The organism is Nocardiopsis terrae (assembly GCF_014651695.1).
Taxonomy (GTDB): domain Bacteria; phylum Actinomycetota; class Actinomycetes; order Streptosporangiales; family Streptosporangiaceae; genus Nocardiopsis; species Nocardiopsis terrae.
In genome coordinates this window covers 337,929-356,490 of record NZ_BMXJ01000001.1, presented here as the reverse complement: position 1 = coordinate 356,490, position 18,562 = coordinate 337,929, and the positions used below count along the sequence as shown (strand labels likewise).

Annotated in this window: 17 protein-coding genes; 6 read left to right on the top strand and 11 right to left on the bottom strand. The window is 72.9% G+C overall.

The annotated features are described in order from the left end of the window. Window positions 1-11: 11 nt before the first annotated feature. The gene (locus tag IE195_RS01660; RefSeq protein WP_191267212.1) at window positions 12-947 is read right to left on the bottom strand and encodes a Gfo/Idh/MocA family protein; all 936 of its coding nucleotides are present in this window, start codon (window positions 945-947) and stop codon (window positions 12-14) included. A 379-nt stretch (window positions 948-1,326) separates the two neighbouring features. On the opposite strand from IE195_RS01660, the gene IE195_RS01655 reads away from it, so the two are divergent. Beyond that, window positions 1,327-2,322: a tetratricopeptide repeat protein gene (locus tag IE195_RS01655; protein WP_191267209.1), complete on the top strand. Its 996-nt coding sequence runs from the start codon at window positions 1,327-1,329 to the stop codon at window positions 2,320-2,322. Between the two features lie 30 nt (window positions 2,323-2,352). Here the strand turns inward: IE195_RS01655 and galK are convergent, their stop codons facing one another. Genes galK through IE195_RS01635 form a run of 4 tightly spaced genes read right to left on the bottom strand, consistent with a single transcriptional unit; the run spans window position 2,353 to window position 6,267 of the window. Further along, on the bottom strand, window positions 2,353-3,495 hold the full coding sequence (galK, locus tag IE195_RS01650) for a galactokinase (protein WP_191267205.1): 1,143 nt from the start codon (window positions 3,493-3,495) through the stop codon (window positions 2,353-2,355). Next, window positions 3,492-4,454 (bottom strand): UDP-glucose 4-epimerase GalE, encoded by a 963-nt coding sequence (galE, locus tag IE195_RS01645; protein WP_191267201.1) that lies wholly within the window; start codon window positions 4,452-4,454, stop codon window positions 3,492-3,494. The genes galK and galE overlap by 4 nt, the downstream gene beginning before the upstream one ends. Window positions 4,455-4,456: 2 nt before the next feature. Then, entirely contained in the window at window positions 4,457-5,482 is a 1,026-nt protein-coding gene (gene galT, locus IE195_RS01640) for a galactose-1-phosphate uridylyltransferase (protein WP_191267187.1), read from the bottom strand. After that, window positions 5,479-6,267 carry a DeoR/GlpR family DNA-binding transcription regulator gene (locus IE195_RS01635; protein WP_191267183.1) on the bottom strand — a complete coding sequence of 263 codons (789 nt, stop codon included), beginning with the start codon at window positions 6,265-6,267 and terminating at the stop codon, window positions 5,479-5,481. Before IE195_RS01635 ends, galT begins: the two co-directional genes overlap by 4 nt. A gap of 258 nt (window positions 6,268-6,525) precedes the next feature. Between IE195_RS01635 and IE195_RS01630 the strand changes: the two genes are divergently transcribed. Then, complete coding sequence (locus tag IE195_RS01630; protein ID WP_191267180.1) at window positions 6,526-9,567, top strand: glycoside hydrolase family 2 TIM barrel-domain containing protein; 3,042 nt, start codon at window positions 6,526-6,528, stop codon at window positions 9,565-9,567. A gap of 63 nt (window positions 9,568-9,630) precedes the next feature. Here the strand turns inward: IE195_RS01630 and IE195_RS01625 are convergent, their stop codons facing one another. Both IE195_RS01625 and IE195_RS01620 read right to left on the bottom strand, forming a co-directional pair. Then, window positions 9,631-10,608, bottom strand: a complete 978-nt coding sequence (locus IE195_RS01625) for an EamA family transporter (RefSeq protein WP_191267178.1) — start codon at window positions 10,606-10,608, stop codon at window positions 9,631-9,633. Continuing rightward, a complete protein-coding gene (locus IE195_RS01620) occupies window positions 10,605-11,252 on the bottom strand; it encodes a nitroreductase family protein (protein ID WP_191267174.1) in 648 nt (215 codons plus the stop codon). The genes IE195_RS01625 and IE195_RS01620 overlap by 4 nt, the downstream gene beginning before the upstream one ends. A gap of 89 nt (window positions 11,253-11,341) precedes the next feature. Between IE195_RS01620 and IE195_RS01615 the strand changes: the two genes are divergently transcribed. Beyond that, window positions 11,342-11,854 carry a MarR family winged helix-turn-helix transcriptional regulator gene (locus tag IE195_RS01615; protein ID WP_191267172.1) on the top strand — a complete coding sequence of 171 codons (513 nt, stop codon included), beginning with the start codon at window positions 11,342-11,344 and terminating at the stop codon, window positions 11,852-11,854. A gap of 130 nt (window positions 11,855-11,984) precedes the next feature. Here IE195_RS01615 and IE195_RS01610 read toward each other — a convergent pair whose 3' ends face one another. The 3 genes from IE195_RS01610 to IE195_RS01600 form a co-directional block, all read right to left on the bottom strand. After that, a complete protein-coding gene (locus IE195_RS01610; protein WP_191267170.1) occupies window positions 11,985-12,185 on the bottom strand; it encodes a CsbD family protein in 201 nt (66 codons plus the stop codon). Window positions 12,186-12,320: 135 nt separating this feature from the next. Next, complete coding sequence (gene thiD, locus IE195_RS01605) at window positions 12,321-13,124, bottom strand: bifunctional hydroxymethylpyrimidine kinase/phosphomethylpyrimidine kinase (RefSeq protein ID WP_191267168.1); 804 nt, start codon at window positions 13,122-13,124, stop codon at window positions 12,321-12,323. A gap of 174 nt (window positions 13,125-13,298) precedes the next feature. Next, window positions 13,299-14,606 carry a flavin monoamine oxidase family protein gene (locus IE195_RS01600; RefSeq protein ID WP_191267159.1) on the bottom strand — a complete coding sequence of 436 codons (1,308 nt, stop codon included), beginning with the start codon at window positions 14,604-14,606 and terminating at the stop codon, window positions 13,299-13,301. A 174-nt stretch (window positions 14,607-14,780) separates the two neighbouring features. Between IE195_RS01600 and IE195_RS01595 the strand changes: the two genes are divergently transcribed. Continuing rightward, window positions 14,781-14,972, top strand: a complete 192-nt coding sequence (locus tag IE195_RS01595) for a hypothetical protein (RefSeq protein WP_225942559.1) — start codon at window positions 14,781-14,783, stop codon at window positions 14,970-14,972. 118 nt (window positions 14,973-15,090) lie between these two features. Further along, entirely contained in the window at window positions 15,091-16,233 is a 1,143-nt protein-coding gene (locus tag IE195_RS01590; protein WP_191267154.1) for a hypothetical protein, read from the top strand. Between the two features lie 160 nt (window positions 16,234-16,393). Here the strand turns inward: IE195_RS01590 and IE195_RS01585 are convergent, their stop codons facing one another. Continuing rightward, a complete protein-coding gene (locus IE195_RS01585; RefSeq protein WP_191267152.1) occupies window positions 16,394-17,209 on the bottom strand; it encodes a TIGR03084 family metal-binding protein in 816 nt (271 codons plus the stop codon). A gap of 179 nt (window positions 17,210-17,388) precedes the next feature. Here IE195_RS01585 and IE195_RS01580 point away from each other — a divergent pair, with 179 nt between their 5' ends. Then, window positions 17,389-18,552 carry an acyl-CoA dehydrogenase family protein gene (locus tag IE195_RS01580; RefSeq protein WP_191267150.1) on the top strand — a complete coding sequence of 388 codons (1,164 nt, stop codon included), beginning with the start codon at window positions 17,389-17,391 and terminating at the stop codon, window positions 18,550-18,552. Window positions 18,553-18,562 lie beyond the last annotated feature (10 nt).

Genomic DNA, 18,562 nt, shown 5'->3' with positions numbered 1-18,562 from the left:
GACCCACCGCGTCAGCCCGAGGCCGTCGGACCGGATCCGGCGGCCTCGGGTACGCGCACCGTCCGGCCGGTTCCGGCGGAGGCCTCCGCCGCGGCCAGCACCGCGACGACCTCGCGGCCGAACCGCACGTCGCAGGGGTCGCCGGGGCCACCGCGAACCTGGTCCGACAGGCGGTCGACAGCCGTACCGAAGGCCTCGACCGCGCTTCGGTCCCCGGCCGGGACCGGCCGCCACCCGTGTTCCCCGTACAGGTCGACCGCGAAGGTGTTCGCCTCCGGCGCGGCGTCCAGCGTCACCGAGAGCGAACCCACCGCCCCGTCCCGGTGCCGGGTCAGTACGTGGGTGCTGTCCCGTGGCCCCCTGACCGCCGTGACCTCCTCGACCGGGCCCAGTACGGGCAGTACCACCGAGAGCACGTGCGGGCCCACGTCCCACAGCCCGCCCTTCGCACGGCGCCAGGGTGAGGCCCCGTACGGGTTGCCCGGTTGGAAGATGGACGCGAACAGGGTCGCCCGCACCCCGTGCCATCCGCCGTCGGCGGCGGCCCCGGCGAGGAAGTCGTTCACCGTGTCGGAGAAGCGGCTGGTGAAGAAGACCACCGAGGCCAGCCCGCGCGCCTCGGTCTCGGCGACGATCGCGTCGGCGGCTTCGGTGGCCAGGGCGACCGGTTTGTCCAGCAGCAGGTGCCTGCCGGCTCGGGCGGCGCGCAGGGCCAGCTCGCCCTGGACGTCGGGTGGCAGGGCGATCGCGACGGCGTCCACATCGGCGATGAGGGCGTCCACGTCCTCGTAGGGCCGGGTGCCGAGTCGGGCGGCCAGCGCCGCCGCCTTGGCGGGATCGCGCCCCCACACCCCGGTCAGGGCGGCCTCCGGGTGGGCGGCCAGTGCCGCACCCTGTGTCTCGCGGGCCCAGTGGCCGGTGCCCAGCAGGCCGAATCGCAGTCCCATGCGTCCCTCCAAGGTCAGAAATCCACCATGTGCACCCTGGCCTATGGGAACGCTCCCATCAAGGGGCGGGCAGAGGGGACGGGCAACGGACGCCCCCCCGACGGGCTTCGGACAGGGGTCGCCCGCCCCGGCTGACGTGGCCGGATGCGGACGCCGGCCCCGGGGCCGTTCCGGCAAAAGCACAGGTGGGCCGGGCTTTGCCCGAGGATTACGTGAACGGTGTCGCGCCCAGCCTCGGAAAACTCCTGGTGATCTCTTCGGGGTTCCCCCATCATGGTCACCTGCGGGCGCAGGTCAGAGCACTGACGGAAACCTCGGCGGATCCCGCCTGACCCCCCGCTCCACGGACGCCAGTACTCCGGACGAAGGGGCCGAACCGGTGAGTCCCGAACCGATGGACGACGAGCCGACCATCCACCACTTGGCCGAGACCGCTGTCCGGGCCGCGGCCCTCATCACCCGCAGCCGGCCCCTGGCCCGGCCGGATGGGAGCACCGGCCCGCGTCCGCCCTACGACGAGGCCGAGGTCGAGGCCAGGGAGTGGATGCGGACCAACGGCGAGGCCCTGGCCTCCTGCGTGCGCTGGGCCGGAACCGAGGAGCGCCACACCACCGTCCTGTGGGTCGTGGAGGCGGTCGAAAGCCACCTGCGGGACAGCGGACTCCCCACCGAACGCCTGGAGATGGTCGAGACCGGTGTGCGCGCCGCGCTGGCCCTCGGCGACACCTCGTGGGAGGCGCGCATGCGCAACTTCCTGGCGCTCGCCCTGCTCGACATCGGCGAACTCGAACGTGCCGGGCAGGAGTCCGCCGCCGCCCACGCACTGGCCGAGGCGGACCGGGACGACCGGGCTCGCGCGGCCGCCCTGGAGTGCATGGGGGCCGTCGCCCAGCACGACCGCAGGGACGAGGCCGCGCTGGCGCTGTTCGAGAGCGCCCGCCCCCTCAGGGAGGCCATGGGCGGACCACGGGAAATCGCGGTCCTGGACCTGCTCAGCGGGCGTTCGCTGGTCAGTCTGGGCCGGTTCGACCACGCCCTGGAACGGTTGGACGCGGCACTGGAGGTCTTCACCGCGCCGCGGGACGGCCGGGACGCGGACGGGATGAACGTCGCCAGAGTGCGCCTGGAACGCGGGCGCGCGCTCAACGGCAAACGCCGGACCGCGCAGGCCCGACGGGAGCTGGAACGGGCGCTGTCCGGTTTCGAGTCCGGGGGCCACACCTACCAGACGGCCAAGGTCCGCGAGGTGCTCGCCGGGGTGGACCAGCTCTCCGGGGCGCAGGACTGGCGCGAACACCTGGTCGTGGCGGTACGGCTGTACCGGGGTATCGGACACGGAGCCGAGGCCGAGCGGGTGGGCGCGCACCTGCGCTGAGGCCGTCCGCGGTCGGACGGCGGTCCCCGCTCAGCTCAGGCGGCGGGCCCCGGCGGACGGCAGGGCGGTGAACACCACGGGCTCACCGAACCCGCGTTCGGCGAAGGCGGCACGCACCGCCCTGCCGCACTCGGCCACGAGACCGGATTCCACCAGCGCGATCACACAGCCGCCGAACCCGCCCCCGGTGATCCGCGCGCCCAGGGCCCCCGCCGACAGGGCGGCCTCCACCGCCGTGTCCACCTCGGGCACGCTCACCTCGAAGTCGTCGCGCAGGGAGGCGTGCGAGGCGGTGAACAGCGGCCCCGCCGCACGCGGCCGCCCCTCCCGGAACAGGTCGACGGTCTCCAGCACCCGCGCGTTCTCGGTGACCACGTGCCGCACCCGGCGGCGGACGAGGTCGTCCGGGAGCGCGGCCAGCGCGCCGGGCAACTCCTCGGGGGAGACGTCCCGTAGCGCCCGCACCCCCAGGATCCGGGCGGCCTCCTCGCAGGAGCGCCGCCGCTGCGCGTAGGCGCCCTCCACCAGGCGCCGCGGTGCCCGGGTGTCCACCACCAGAAGCGACATCCCGTGCGCGGCCGGGTCGAACGGCACCTGCTCGGCCGCCAGCGAACGGCAGTCCAGGAACAGTGCCCGCCCCCGGTCGGACAGCATCACCGCGGACTGGTCCATGATCCCGCAGGGCATCCCCACGAAGTCGTTCTCCGAGCGCTGCGCCAGCCGCGCCACCTCGGCCGGAGCCGGTGCGCAGCCGTGCAGGCCGGTCGCGGCGAGCACCGTCGCGCAGCACACGGCCGCCGACGTCGAGAGCCCGGTACCCGTCGGGATCGCACTGTCCACCAGCAGGTCCATCCCGCTGACCGGGTACCCCTCGTCGAGCAGGGCCCACAGCGTCCCGGCCTGGTAGGCGGCCCAGCCGGGCACCGAAGCCGGGACCAGGTCGGCCAGGGGCGCCTCGAAGACGTCCGGGAACTGCCGCGAGCTCAGCCGGACCACCCCGTCCGGGCGGCGTGCGGCAGCGACGTCCAGTGAGTGGGGCAGGGCGATCGGAAGCGCGAAACCGTCGTTGTAGTCCGTGTGCTCGCCGATGAGGTTGATCCGTCCCGGTGCGGTCCACACCCCTTCGGGCTCCCGGCCGAACAGCCTCCGGAACTCCGCCGCGACGCCGCTCACGCGTCGGCCTCCCGACCGCGGGCGAAGGCCCACGCGTCCGCCACGGTCTGGTCCAGCGTGCGCACGGGCTTCCAGCCCAGCTCCCGGCGGGCGAGGGCGTTGGCGGCCACCAGTACCGCGGGGTCGCCCGCGCGCCGCGGCCCGTCGACCGCCGGAACGGGGTGCCCGGTGACGCGCCGGACGGCGGCCAGGACCTCCCGGACGCTGTACCCGCCGCCGCTGCCGAGGTTGTACACCCGGTGGCTCCCCGGTTCCGCGCGCTCCAGCGCCCGGAGGTGGGCCTCGGCGAGGTCGGCCACGTGCAGGTAGTCGCGGACCGCGGTGCCGTCCCCGGTGGGGTAGTCGGTACCGAGGACCGAGGCGTGCGGGGCCCGCCCGGCGGCCACCCGGAGCAGGTTGGGGACGAGGTGGGTCTCCGGGTCGTGCCGCTCGCCGAACCCCAGGTGCGCCCCGGCGACGTTGAAGTAGCGCAGGCTCACCGCGCCCAGCCCGTGCGCCTGCGCCCAGCCGGACAGCAGGTGGTCCACGGCGAGTTTGCTCGCGCCGTAGGGGTTGGCGGGAACGGCCGGGTCGGACTCGCGCAGCGGCGCCTCGGAGAGCGGGTCGCCGTAGGTGGCGGCGGTGGAGGAGAACACCAGGCGGTTCACCCCGTGGCTGCGCATCGCCTCCAGCAGCGCCAGCGTGCCGCCGACGTTGTTGGCCCAGTACGGGCCCGGGTCCTGGACGGACTCGCCGACCAGGGACTTCGCGGCGAAGTGCAGGACCGCGTCGAAGGACGGGTCGAGCACGTCGGCGGCCCCGTGGACGTCCCCCTCGACCAGGGCGGCGCCCGGGGGTACGGCGTCGCGGTGCCCGGTGGAGAGGGAGTCGAGCACGGTGACCCCGTGCCCGGCCTCCAGCAGGAGCGCGGTGACGACGCTGCCGATGTAGCCGGCACCGCCGGTGACGAGGAGCTTCACGGTCAGGCCTCCCTGAGTCGTCGGGCCGTGGTCTCGGGGGCCACGTCGTTGCTGAACACACCCGCGCCGGACTCGGTCCCGGCCAGGTACTTGAGCTTGCCCGGGGCGCGCCGCACGGAGAACAGTTCGAGGCGCAGCCGGGCGAGCCCGCGCAGCCCGGGGTCGTCGACGGGCGCCTGGTGCCAGGCGGAGACGTAGGGCAGCGGACCGTCGAACAGCCGGTCCGCCCGTCCGAGGAGGTCGCCGTAGAGCTCGGCCAGCGCGGTGCGCTCGGCCCCGTCCAGGGCGGGCAGGTCGGGCACGGCCCGGTGCGGGTACACGTGCACCTCCACCGGCCAGCGGGCCGCCTCGGGCACGAAGGCCGTCCAGTGCTCGTTGGCCAGTACCACCCGGGGCCCCGCGGCCTCGGTCGCCAGGATGTCGGCGAACAGGTCGCGCCCGGTCTCCGCCCGGTGCAGGCGGGCCGAGTCCAGGTCGCGCTCGGTCCGGGGGGTGACGAACGGGAGCGCGTAGATCTGCCCGTGCGGGTGGTGCAGGGTCACCCCGATCTCCGGGCCCCGGTTCTCGAAGACGTACACCTGCTTCACTCCGGGCCGGGCGGACAACTCCTCGGTACGGTCGGCCCAGGCGTCCACGATGGTGCGCAGGCGCCGGGGGCCGAGCCCGGCGAGGGAGGTGTCGTGGTCGGAGGAGAAGCAGAGCACCTCGCACCGGCCCTCGGTGCCGCTGAGGGCGGGGAAGCGGTTCTCGAAGGCCACCACGTCGTAGGAGGACGAGGGCACCTCGGTGAGCCGGTCGCCTCCGGAGGGGCACAGCGGGCACTCGTCGCTGGGCGGCAGGTGGGTGCGGCCCTGGCGGTGGGCGGCGAGGATCACCTGTTCGCGTCTGAGCGGGTCCCAGCGCAGTTCGGAGCCCGGGGCGGCGGGCGGCAGCTCCCGCAGGTCCGGGGCCTGCACCCGGGTGCCGCCGTCCTCGTCGTAGTAGATGATCTCCCGGCCGTCGGCCAGGTGCGCGGAGGTCTTCCTCATCGGTCCTCCCGGGGGACTTCGGCGACCACGAGGCGGCCCACGCGGTCCTGGAGGGTGTCGCGTGCGGCGGGGGAGAGCCCCTCGTCGGTGACGAGTACGTCGCAGCGGTCCAGCGGGGCGATGGTGCTGATGCCGACCGTGCCCCACTTGGTGTGGTCGGCGGCGACCACCAGGCTGTCGGCCGACTCGACCAGGGCCCGGTTGGTCTCGGACTCCATCAGGTTGGGTGTGGTGAACCCGGCCCGTTCGTGCATGCCGTGTACGCCCAGGACGAGGGCGTCCAGGTTGAGCCCTCGCACGGAGGCCAGGGCGATCGGCCCCACGAGGGCGTCCGAGGGGGTGCGGAAACCGCCGGTGAGGGCCACGGTCTGGTCGGTGCGCTCGGAGCGGTAGAACACCTCGGCCACGTGGACCGAGTTGGTGATGACGGTCAGCCCGGGGGTCTGGTGCAGGTACTCGGCGACCAGGGCGGTGGTGGTTCCGGCGGACAGCCCCACGGCGCTGTGCGGTCGGATCAGACCGGCGACGGCGCGGGCGATCGCGTGCTTCTCCCCGGACTGCCGCGTCGACTTCGCCTCGAACCCGGGCTCCTCGGTGCGCGCCCCCTCGGGGGCTACGGCGCCGCCGTGGACCTTGCGCAGCTCACCGCGGCCCTCCAGGGTGTCGAGGTCGCGCCGGATGGTCATGTCCGACACGGCGAAGGCCTCGACGAGCTCGGTGACGCGCACGCCCCCGTCCCGCCGGACCTGTTCGAGGATCAGCTCCTGCCGTTGTGCGGCCAGCATCCGTCTCCCAAGGCGGTTGGCTCTGTTGGTTCTTGTTCGAAAGTAGTGTCCTGATGTTTGTTTGTGTTGTCAATGCTGGATCTTGACTGGTTGCTTGTTGGTTATTGTTTGTAAGTGTTGACAGGTGCCGGGTGAAGTGTTGACTATGTGGGTGTTTCCCTGTGGCGGTGCTCACGGGCGCGTGACGTTCCGAACCGGTCCGGCCGCCGGACGCCGAACCCCGACCCGGCGCAGGCCGTACCCCCAAGGGAGAGCTGAGTGTCCTTCGCGCACACCGGTCCCAGGCCCGGGACCAGAGCCGCCTACCTGGACGGTTTCACCCCCTCCGCCGGAGCCCGCGCCCCGCGCGCCCGGCTGTCCTCGAACGCCCCGGAACTCGCACTGAACGGCACGTGGCGGTTCCGGCTGCTGCCGGAGGCCACCGACGGAACGGAGAGCGGGACCGGCGGATTCGAGCAGCCGGGCTTCGACGACTCCGCCTGGGACGCGCTGCCGGTCCCCTCCCACTGGCAGATGCACGGTTACGGCGCCCCCGCGTACACCAACATCCACTACCCCTTCCCGCTCGATCCGCCGCACGTGCCGGACGAGAACCCCACCGGCGACCACCGGAGGGAGTTCGACCTGCCCGGGGACTGGCCGACGGAGACCGGGGCGGGGGCCCGCGCGGGCGGGTCCGTGCTGCGCTTCGACGGGGTGGACTCCTGTTTCCGGGTGTGGCTCAACGGGGCCGAGGTGGGCTTCGCGACCGGAAGCCGACTGGTCAGCGAGTTCGAGGTGGGGCACCTGCTGCGGCCGGGGCGCAACGTCCTGGCGGTACGGGTGCACCAGTGGTCCGCCGGAAGCTACCTGGAGGACCAGGACATGTGGTGGCTGTCCGGGATCTTCCGCGACGTCACCCTGCTGTCCCGGCCGGACGAGGGGGTCGAGGACGTCACGGTGCGCGCCGACTACGACCACCGGACCGGCACGGGCACCCTGCGGGTGGACGTCGTGGGCTCCGCGGAGACCGTGGTCGACCTGCCCGAACTGGGTCTCCTCGGAGCCGGGACCGGGACCGTGCACGAGGTCGGCCCGGTGGAACCGTGGTCGGCCGAGGCCCCGCGCCGGTACGAGGCCGAGGTCGTCGCACCGGGGGAACGGGTTCGGCTGAGCGTGGGCTTCAGGACGGTGGACACCGAGGGCGGGCGACTGCGCGTGAACGGGGTCCCCCTGCTGCTGCGAGGGGTCAACCGCCATGAGTGGCACCCCGACCACGGCCGGGCGGTGCCCCGGGAGACCATGCGCGAGGACGTGCTGCTGATGAAGCGGCACCACGTCAACGCCGTGCGCACCAGCCACTACCCGCCGCACCCGGACTTCCTCGAGCTCTGCGACGAGCTGGGGCTGTGGGTGGTGGACGAGTGCGACCTGGAGACGCACGGGTTCGAGGTGGTGGACTGGCGGGGCAACCCCTCCGACGACCCGCGCTGGCGGGACGCCTACCTGGACCGGATACGGCGCACGGTGGCGCGGGACCGCAACCACCCGAGCGTCATCCTGTGGTCGATGGGCAACGAGGCGGGCACCGGGGAGAACCTGCGCGCGATGGCGGAGTGGACGCGCGAGCACGACCCCACCCGGCCTGTGCACTACGAGGGCGACCGGGACAGCTCCTACGCGGACGTGTACTCACTGATGTACGCCCCGCACGACGAGGTCGAGGCGATCGGTCAGGGCCGCGAACCCCGCACTGAGGACCCGGAGGCCGACGCACACCGGCGCGGCCTGCCGTTCGTGCTGTGCGAGTACGCGCACGCGATGGGCCCGGGCCCGGGCGGTCTTGAGGAGTACCAGCGGTTGTTCGAGCGGTATCCGCGCTGCCAGGGCGGGTTCGTCTGGGAGTGGATCGACCACGGGGTGCGGCGGCGGGAGGCGGACGGCACGGAGTGGTTCGCCTACGGCGGCGACTTCGGCGAGGTACTGCACGACGGCAACTTCGTGGCGGACGGTCTGCTGTTCCCCGACCGCACTCCGAGCCCGGGGCTGACCGCCCTGGCCCGGACCTTCGCCCCGGTACGGATCACCGTCGAGCCCGGGGCCGGAACGGCAACGGCGCCGGGTGCGGGAACGGACGCGGCGGCGGAGGCCGGCGGCGGCACGGTCCGGGTGGTCAACGGCCAGGAGGTACTGGACACCTCCGGGCTGGAGTTCCGCTGGCGGACGGAGGCGGAAGGGGTCCTGACCGCGGAGGGCCTCCTACCGGTACCGGCGCTGGGGCCGGGGGAGGAGGCCGTGGTCGCGCTGCCGACCGCGGCCGGGGGCGCGACCGGGCAGGAGAGCTGGCTGACGGTCTCCGCGCACCTGACCGAGGGGTGCGCCTGGGCCGAAACGGGTCACGAGGTCGCCTGGGCCCAGGCCCGCGCCGTTCCCCCCGCCACCGCTCCGGTCACGGAGGGCTCCGTGGCCGGAGGCCTGACCGAACCGCTCTCGGCGCCGGTCGTGGACGGCGGGACGCTCGGAGTCGGGCCGGGGGTGTTCGACCCGCGGACGGGGCTGTTGCGGTCGGTGGGCGGTGTGGCGGTGGGTGCTCCCGGACTGAACCTGTGGCGGGCGCCGACCGACAACGACGACGGTCTGCACGGCGTGGCGGTCTCCTCCCTCTGGCGGGCGGTCGGCCTGGACAGGCTCACCGAACGGCGGGTGGCCGTGGAGACGGAACCCGACGCCCTGATGGTGCGTACCCGGGTCGCCCCGGCCGCCCGCGACCTGGGCATGGAGGTGGTCTACCGGTGGACCGGTGACGGTGACCGGTTGTGGTTGGACCTGACGGCGGAGGCGACGGGGGAGTGGATCTGCCCGCTGCCGCGGTTGGGCCTCGCCCTGACGGTCCCCGCCGAACTGGGCGAGGTGGAGTGGTTCGGGTACGGGCCGGGGGAGGCGTACCGGGACATGGCGCAGGGCGTGCGGGTCGGTCGGTTCCTCGACACCGTGGACGGGCTGCAGACCCCTTACCTGCGCCCGCAGGAGAACGGGAACCGGATGGGGGTCCGCTGGGCCGAGCTCCGCGGACCGGACGGGGCGGGCCTGCGGATCGAGGGCGGGCCGGATTTCGCCCTGACGGCCCGGCGCTGGGACGACCGCGCCCTGGACGCCGCCGAGCACCCGCACGAGCTGTCCCCGCAGGACCGGATCCACCTGGGACTGGACCTCGCCCACCACGGCCTGGGCTCGGCCTCCTGCGGTCCGGGCGTCCTTCCCGAGCACCGGTTGCCCGCCGGGCGCCACCACCTGCGCCTGGGCTTCCTCCCGATCGGCTGACCGAGGGGGGACGGTACCGCTGCCGCGCGGGCCGGACGCCCCCCGGAGCCCGGGGGAGGGCCCCTATCGGGCTGCGACCTCCGGGGCCCCGGGCCTCCGGGCGGTCGGGGCTCCGGACCCTCCTGTTCCGCGGGCACCGGACCCGGGGGCGCCGTCGGGTTCCGCCGCGGGGCGGGGCCGGTGCGCGGTGAACTGGACCAGCAGCACCGCCCCGACGGCGGCGAGCGCGCCGATCCCCTGGACGGGGGTGAGTGTCTCGTCGAGCACGAGGAAGCCGAGGACGGTGGCGGTGAGCGGGCTGGCGAAGGACAGGAAGGAGACCGCCAGGGCGGGTAGCCGTTCCAGGCCGCGGAACCACAGCGCGTAGGAGAGCAGCGCGCCGATCAGCCCAAGGTAGGCGAACCCGGCCAGGTTGACCGCGGTGACCGAGGCCGGCAGCCCCTCCAGCACGAGGGTGGCGGGCAGCAGGACTAGCCCGCCCGCGGTGAGCTGCCAGCCGGTGAAGCCCAGCAGGCCCACCCCCGCGGGACGGCCCCAGCGCTTGGTGAGCACGATGCCGGTGCCCATGGAGACCGCGGCGGCCAGTCCGGCCAGGACGCCGACCGGGTCCAGGGCGGCTTCGGGACCCACCACGAGCAGGCCGACCCCGGCGGCGCCGAGCAGGCAGGCCAGGAGGTGCGCGGGCCGGACCGCCTGGCGCAGCAGCAGGGCCCCCAGCAGCAGCACGATGACCGGCTGGACCGACATCACCAGGGCGGCGATCCCGCCCGGGAGCAGGTAGGCGGCGACGAAGAGCAGGTAGAGGAAGGCGCCGATGTTGAGGGTGCCGAGGACCAGCGAACGCCACCACCACACGCCGGAGGGCAGGGACCGGGTGAACAGCAGTAGGAGGAGCCCGGCGGGCAGGGCACGGACCATCGCGGCCAGGAACGGGCGGTCGGGTGGGAGGAACTCCGTGGTGACCAGGTAGGTGCTCCCCCAGATCGCCGGGGCGAGCACGGTGAGCAGGGAGTCCGCGGCGACACGGCCGCGGCCGGTCACAGCCCCTCCCCGTAACGCTCGCCGAAGGCGAGGCGGGCGAGGGGGCGCCTGCCGGGGTGGCGGCGTTCCTCGGCGGGGAAGCCGACGGAGAGCAGGAGGGCGACGGCGAGGTCGTCCCGGTGGCCGGCGCCGACCGCCCTGAGCACCTCGGCCTCGTCCCAGCCGTTCATCGGCGAGGTGGCCAGCCCGAACGCGGTGGCGGCGAGCATGGCGTGGGTCGCGGCGATCATCGCGTCCTTGACCGCGTACTCGCGGGCCAGGCCGCGTGCGGCCAGGTCGCGTTGGAACTCGATCCCGTGGGTGGCGGTGCTGCGCACGAAGTCCTCGTCCCAGGCCCGGTTCTCCCGGGCTCTCGCGTAGACGTCGCTGAGGTCCGCGCGCCACCCCTCGGCCTCGGCGAGGAAGACCAGGGTCAGGGGTGCTTCGCGGGGCTGGCGCTGACCGTTGGCGGCTCGGGAGAGCGCCTCCCGGTTGGCGGGGTTTCGGACGGCCACCACGGACCGGGCCTGGAAGTTCCAGCTGGAGGGCGCCTCCAGGGTGAGTTCGAGGAGTTCGCGCAGGAGGTGCTCGGGGACCGGGTCCGGGCGGAAACGGCGGATGCTGCGCCGGGTCCGGATGACCTGGGTGACGGTGGGAGGCGCCACGGGATTACCTTTCGACGTCTAATTGTTCGATGTCGAAAGATTATGTGCGGGGGTCCGGCCCGTCAAGGGCGCGGCGCTATGATCGCCGGATGAACGACGCCGTCGACCTCTTCCTCGCCCAATGGGCCCGTGAGCGACCCGACCTCGACACCTCACCCATGGGGGTCGTCGGGCGGACGAACCGCCTGCAGCAGATCCTGGGCCGGGGGGTCAGCGAACTCCTCACGGAGTACGACCTGGAGCGCTGGGAGTTCGACGTGCTGGCCACACTGCGGAGGTCCGGCGCCCCCTACCAGCTGACCGCCAAGGAGCTGGTGCGGATGATGATGGTGGGCTCGGCTGCCATGACCAACCGGGTCGACCGCCTCGTCCGCAGGGAACTGGTCCAGCGCCAGGCGGACCCCGCCAGCCGCCGCCGCGTCCTGGTCAGCCTCACCGGTGGGGGGCTGGACCTGGTGAACCGGGTCGTGGAGGGGCACGTGGCCAACGAGGCAAGACTGCTGGAAGGGCTGGACACGGCCGAACGGGACCAGCTCGCCGCCCTGATGCGCAAGCTGCTGCTCTCCCTGGGCGACACCGCGCCGGAGGAGCCGCGGGCCTGAGAACCCGGTTCCGGGTGTCGCGTGGCCGGGGTGGCCCGGAAGCGGGGCGGTACCCCCGTGAACCCGACCTCCCGCGACACGAGGGGGAGGCCCCGCGCACGGGACCTCCCCCTCGGAGTCCTGTTCCGGACTAGCCTTGGCCCTTCTTGGGGCCGTTGTCCGGGGTGAGGGCGTCCTTGACCTTCTCACCTGCCTGCTTGAGCTTGGACTTGGTCTGTTCGGCCTTGCCCTCGGCCTGCCACTGTTCGTTGTCCGTGGCCTTGCCGAGGCCCTCCTTGGCCTTGCCCCTGAACTCGTCGAACTTGTTCTCAGCCTTGTCCTCTTCGGACATGGGAGCCTCCTTCGATCGGTTCTACCGGGATCCCTGTCCGTTCCGCGGGCGGTTGAATCATCTCCGGGGCCACGGATGTCGCGGGAGTGAGGTGTCCCTCCCGACGGCCGGGGACGATACCCCGGGCGGCGGAGCCTAGGCCTCGGACGGCGCGATCGGGACGACGGAGGCGAAGGGTGCGCGTGTGGTCAGGCGTTCGGCGATGCCCTCGCGAACCATGGCCTTGGCGGTGCGTACCGCCTCGCCCACCTCGGCGCCCTTGGCCAGCTCGGCGGTGATCGCCGCGGCGAAGGTGCAGCCCGCGCCGCTCACGCGCTCCTCCCCGATCTTGGGTGCGCTCAGGACGGTGACCTCCTCGCCGTCGAAGTAGACGTCGACGGCGTCAGGTCCGGGCAGTTCGGTGCCGCCCTTGACGACCACGTGCGCGGGGCCGAGTTCACGGATGCGGCGGGCGGCCTCGACGAGGTCGTCGACGGTGTCGAGGGACTCCATTCCGGCGAGGGTGCGGGCCTCGAAGTGGTTCGGGGTGATGACGGTGGCCAGCGGCAGGATCTGCGCGGTGAGGGCCTTGTCGGTGTCCAGCGCGGCGCCGGGCTCCTGGCCCTTGCAGATCAGGACCGGGTCGAGGACCACGTGCCGCCACGGCTGCCGCTGGAGCGCCTCGGAGACCACGTCGATCGTGTCCGGGGTGCCGAGCATGCCGATCTTGACGACGTCGAGGTCGTGGCAGGCGGTGGCCGCCTCGATCTGGTCGGCGATGACGCCCGGCTCGACCGGGACGAAGCGGTGGCTCCAGTCGTTCCCGGGGTCGAAGGAGACGATGCAGGTGATCGTCCCCATCCCGTAGACGCCCAGTTCCTGGAAGGCCTTGAGGTCGGCCTGGATTCCGGCGCCGCCGGTGGCCTCCGACCCTGCGATCACGTACGCGCGGTTGGTCATCGCCAACCTCCCTCTGCTTGTTGTGCTGTTGCGCGGTGCCGGGGCCCTCACGGGTCACGAACCCACTGGATATTGCATCACAACTGGTTATTTCAGGCATATCGGACTGAATCTGGCCCGGGAGGGTGCCGCGCCGGTGCCCGCACAAGTCTAGGCGGCCGGCGGCGGAAGGCCTCACACCTCCGCGACCAGGGCGTCGGTGGCGTCGTACCCGCTGGCGTAGGCGCCGTCCACGGTGTTCTCCCCGGTGGTCGGCTCACCCGCGAAGTACAGAACCCCCTCCAGGGGCTCCGCCAGCGCGTCCGGCGCGTCATGGGCCCCCGGCGGCACGAACAGGTACGCGCCCCGGCTGAACTCGTCGGCCGACCAGTCATGGGTGGTACGAGCGGCCGGTTCGGGGACCCCCTCGCCAAGCGTTTCGGCCAGTGCCGCCAGCCCGGCGGTGAACCTCCGGCCCGGCGGCATCGCCAGAAGTTCGCGGGCGCTTTCGCCCGCGGCCCAGGCCACGACCACCTCGGGGGCCTCCCTGGACAGGCACCAGAACACGAAGCCCGACCCCTCGCCCCACCCCAGGAGGTTCTCGTCGGCGGGAAAGACCGCGCGGTCGAACTCGTACACCAGCTTGAGGGCGTCCGTGCGGTCGAGGGCGCGGACAGCGTCACTGTGCCCGGTGGGGAGCACGGGGTCGAAGGTGACGCCACCGGACTTGAGGACCCCGATCGGCAGGGTGAGCACGCACCGGTCGGCACGCACCTCGGTTCCGCCGCCTCCCCTTCCCGGGGCGGACACGTCCAGTGCCACACCCCGGCCGGACCAGCGCACTCGGCGCACCGCGTGCTCCAGACGGATGTCCAGGCCGTTGGAGAGCGGCGGCAGGAGGGTGTCGTAGCCGCCGACCACCCGGAAGTCCTCCCGTGGCGCGGACCACCAGTCGAAGATCCCGTACTCGCGCATCCAGACGGCGCTCCACCGCTCCAGGGGCTCGTTGTCGACGGCCACCGGCGGCCACCGGTCCTCGGGAACGCCCATCCTGCGCAGGTAGGAGGCGGCGTCCTCGTCGTCGCGGGCGGAACCCGGCGTCCGGAGGGGCGAGCCGGCCCCGGCCCCGGCGCGGACCCGGACGGTCTCGGCCCCGACCGCATCCACCAGTTCCCAGGTGTAGGCCTCCCTGCCGTGGATCAGTCCGGCTCCCAGTTCGACCGGGACCGAGCTGAAGGAGTGGTCGGTGTGGAGCTGGCCGCCGATCCGGTCGCGGGCCTCCAGCACGACCACGGACAGCCCGTGGTCGGCCAGGTTGCGCGCGGCCGACAGCCCCGCCACCCCGGCGCCGACCACCGCCACGTCCCACCGCTCCCGCGACATCCGGGCCGAGGCGCCGAGCGCCACCGAGCCGCCCAGGAGCACACCCCCGCCGGCCAGCAGGGACCTCCGGCTCACGAGGGGCCGGGGGGCACGCTCCGAACCCCGTCCGCCTCCGCTCACGCCGCCTCCCGAGACCTCCGTGCCCTCCGGTTCGGGGCACGTCACCCCCGCATTATCGGGGCATGTCCGACCGGTACGGCTCCGGGAGGAGGCTCCGGAGCCATGCCGGTCGCGGGGCGCGGCTGCAAGCGGCTACGGTTTGTGAAGATGACACATTCTCCTTCATGTTTTTGTATGCCTCGCACCGCTGACCACGACGAGAGAAGGCGCCAGGTCGCCGAGGCCCTCCTGTGCACGGGTCCGGCCATGACCACCTTCGTGGACGTCGCCGACGAACTCGGCGCCTCCGTGGGCCCGGTCCAGCGCCACTTCCGCCAGGGCCCGCTGGATGCCCTCCAGAAGAAGGTCCTCTCCGGGACCCGGTAGCTTGACGGGGCCGGTTTCCCGGAGGCCCGGAACGACGTTCCTGTGGCCCCCGCCGCTCACCCCGACCACCAACCACCAGGCATCCGCACCGCGCGGGTAGTCGGAGGACCACCTCGGTATGTCACACACGAACACCTTCCTCGCCCTCCTCGTCGATGCCTACACCAGGGCGCGGGTCGAGGTCGAGATCGTTCCCCCGGCCGGTCTGGGCGTCGAACTCCCGGGCTACGGGACCACGGTCATCGACTACACCGAACCCATCGCCCAGCTCGCCGACCACCCGGAGGAGAGGCATCCCGAGCTGGCCGAACAGGTGGTCCTCGCGATGATGCGCAACATGCGGGAGCGCGGCATCCCGCTGGGCACGCACTACCCGCCCCGGTCCGACGACCACACCAGGCGGGCCCTGCTCGCCGCACTGTCCGAACGGGGGCACGACGCCCACTTCACCGATCCCGACACCGTGGCCCTCCTCGGGGACGCCGAAAAGAGGACGCTCCACGCCCACCGGTACCTCGCGGCCGCCGAGGGCCTCGACGGGGACGCCGTCTCCCGGTACGCGGTCGAGTACGTGGAGGGTTTCGAGCGCGACTACGCCCGGGGAGTCCAGACCTCGGTCTCCGAGGACCGGTTGCGGGTCCGCGTCCGCCCCGAGTCGTCGTTTCCCGAGGAGGCGCTCCCGACGCTGGTCTCACGTCCGCTCACCTCGGACCTGCGGCTGGTGGTCGTCGTCGACTACCCGGAGAGCATGCTGGTGCTCAGGCGCGAACAGCTGGGCGGCATGACCGAGGAGCGGGCCCTGGAGGCGGCCGTCGCCAACTCCCTGGAGGAACCGTTCGAGGTCTCCGAGACGGACCTCCTCAACACCCCGATCGTGCACATCGGCGGTGGGAACCAGGAGTACACCCTCGCCCACCTGAACGTCCTCGACCGCTACCTGGGCGAGGCCCCGCACGGTGCCCTCGTGGTGCTCCCCTCCCCGTCGGTGGTCGTGGCGCACGTCCTGGGCCGGAGCAACCCCGTCACGGCCATGGAGCACCTCCAGGAGTTGGCCGAGCGGTACGCAGCCGACACGAACAAGCCGGTCAGCGACAAGCTGTACTGGTGGCACCCCGACTCGCGCGGCAGCGACCTCCCCGACCTGCGAGAGGTGGCGATCACCGTCGACGACGAGAAGAGGGAGATCTCGCTCTTCACCTCCGACGAGGAGTTCCGGCCCCTCCTGGAATCCCTGATGCAGTCGATGCGGTCCGAGTCCTGAGCCCGCCGGGGCCAACGGGGCCGGAACGGGCGGGAACCGGGATGCTCCCCCGATCGCCGGTTTCTTCGGCGGGCAGCCCCCTCCACGGAGCGGAGTAGGGACCTGACAGGGTGGTCAACATCGGAAGGACCTGGTGCCTGCCGTCCGGCAGGCCGTCCGGTCAGTCTCGCCCGGACCCGGTCCGGCCGGAGAACTGGCCCGGTTCGCGGCCCTCGCCGGGGCCGCCCGCGTAGGTCTGGCCGACCCGGAGCCACTCCTGGGCAGCCGGGCCATGGGCGGTCAGGGAAGTGTCGGCCACGTGGCGGCGGCGGGTGAGGACCAGGCAGAACTGTTCCGCGTCGCCGCGGACCACCTCACGGGCCTCCTCGGGGCCCATCCTCCAGAGTCCGCCGTCGGGCGAGGTCAGCTCCACGCGGACCGCCGCCTCGGGCATCGGGAGGCCGCGGGCGAAGTAACTGTAGGGGCGGGCGCGCAGGGCGATGTGGACGATGTGCCGCAGGCGTTCGGTGGGCTCTCGGGTGGTGCCCAGGGCGTCCACCACGTCCTGGCCGTGGGCCCAGGTCTCCATCAGCCGCGCGGTCGCCTTCGAGGGCACGCTCATCGGCGGGCCGAACCAGGGCACGCGGGTCCCGGCGGGCGCCGCGGCCAGGGCGGAGCGGAGGGCGGCCGAGGCAGCGCGCCACTCGGCGAGCAGGGTGTCCGGGGGCAGCGCGGCCAGGGGTGCGGCGGCTGTGTCCACGTACCCCTCGGGGTCGGCCACGGCCGCCTCAACGATCTTCGCGAACCCGTCCGCGTCGGTCAGGGCGGTCAGCGCCGACTGGTCGAAGAAGGCCAGGTGGGCGACCTGGTCGGCGATGGTCCAGCCGGGTGCCGGGGTCGGCCGGGCCCAGTCGGCGGCGTCGAGTCCGTCGAGCAGCGCGGCGAAGTCCTCCTGTTCCGCGCGCAGGTCCGCTACCAGGGCTTGTGCGTCGACCACGGGGACTCCTCACGGGGGGCAGCCGCCGGTCCTCCGGCCCCGCCCGACAAATGTTGACTGACTTGTCATGTTCGGCGCACCATAGCAAAGTGTGACCTGACTCTCCCAGGGGTCGGGTCGCCAGAACCCGGAGCGCCGCCCGGGCCGCCCCCCCCCGAAACGGATGCGAGTGTGCGTACATGACCGCGACCGATACCCCCGGCACGGACCGCTGGAACACCCCGGAACGCGCCGCGCTCCGGGAGACGGTGCGGGCCTTCGCGGCCAAGGAGGTCCTTCCCCATGTGGAACGGTGGGAGGACGAGGGCGAACTGCCCCGTGACCTGCACCGGGCGGCGGCCCGACTGGGCCTGCTCGGGCTCGGGTACCCGGAGTCCGCGGGCGGGGAGGGCGAGATGCTCGACCAGTTGGTCGTCTCCGAGGAAGCCGTCCTCGCCGGTGTGCCCACCGGGGTCCTGGCCTCGCTGTTCACGCACACCATCGCGCTTCCCGCTCTGGTCGCCGACGGGCGCGAACACCTGATGCGCGACTACGTCCGCCCGGCCCTGGCCGGTGAGCTCGTCTGCTCACTCGGAATCACCGAACCCGACGCGGGTTCGGACGTGGCCCACCTGCGCACCCGCGCGGTCCGTGACGGCGACGAGTGGGTGCTGAACGGGGCGAAGACCTTCATCACCTCCGGCTACCGGGCCGACTTCGTGACGGTCGCCGCCCGCACCTCGGACACCGGGCACGAGGGGATCTCGCTCTTCGTCGTGGAGCGCGGCTCCCCCGGGTTCACGGCCACCCGCAAGCTGGACAAGATGGGGTGGCGCTCCTCGGACACCGCCGAACTCTCCCTGGCCGACGTCCGGGTCCCCGCCGACCGGCTGGTGGGCGGGGTGGACCAGGGCTTCCTCCAGATCATGCACCAGTTCGCCGGCGAACGGATCGGCCTTTCGGTACAGGCCTGCGCGATGGCACGGCGCTGCGTCGACCTGTCCCTGGAATGGGTCCGCGAACGCGAGGCCTTCGGCGGGCCGCTGTCGCGCCGCCAGGTCCTGCGGCACCGGCTGGTGGAGATGCACCGGCGCACCGAGGTCGCCACCGCGTACGTGCGGGGGGTCGCGGAGCGGTTGCAGGACGGCGAGCCCCTGATCGCGGAGGTGGCGATGGCCAAGAACACCGCGACCGAGGCCATGGACTACGTGGTCGACAACGCCGTCCAGCTGCACGGCGGCACGGGGTTCATGCGCGGCACCGAGGTGGAGCGCCACTACCGTGACGCCAGGGTGTTCAGCATCGGAGGCGGCACCTACGAGATCATGAACGAGGTCATCGCTAAGTTCCTTCCCCTGCGCTGACCACGAGGAG

Coding starts and splice junctions, on each gene's coding strand:
- IE195_RS01580 (WP_191267150.1), top strand. CDS start 17,389: ATGACCGCGACCGATACCCCCGGCACGGACCGCTGGAACACCCCGGAA.
- IE195_RS01660 (WP_191267212.1), bottom strand. CDS start 947: ATGGGACTGCGATTCGGCCTGCTGGGCACCGGCCACTGGGCCCGCGAG.
- IE195_RS01590 (WP_191267154.1), top strand. CDS start 15,091: ATGTCACACACGAACACCTTCCTCGCCCTCCTCGTCGATGCCTACACC.
- IE195_RS01635 (WP_191267183.1), bottom strand. CDS start 6,267: ATGCTGGCCGCACAACGGCAGGAGCTGATCCTCGAACAGGTCCGGCGG.
- galT (WP_191267187.1), bottom strand. CDS start 5,482: ATGAGGAAGACCTCCGCGCACCTGGCCGACGGCCGGGAGATCATCTAC.
- IE195_RS01595 (WP_225942559.1), top strand. CDS start 14,781: ATGCCTCGCACCGCTGACCACGACGAGAGAAGGCGCCAGGTCGCCGAG.
- IE195_RS01610 (WP_191267170.1), bottom strand. CDS start 12,185: ATGTCCGAAGAGGACAAGGCTGAGAACAAGTTCGACGAGTTCAGGGGC.
- thiD (WP_191267168.1), bottom strand. CDS start 13,124: ATGACCAACCGCGCGTACGTGATCGCAGGGTCGGAGGCCACCGGCGGC.
- IE195_RS01615 (WP_191267172.1), top strand. CDS start 11,342: ATGAACGACGCCGTCGACCTCTTCCTCGCCCAATGGGCCCGTGAGCGA.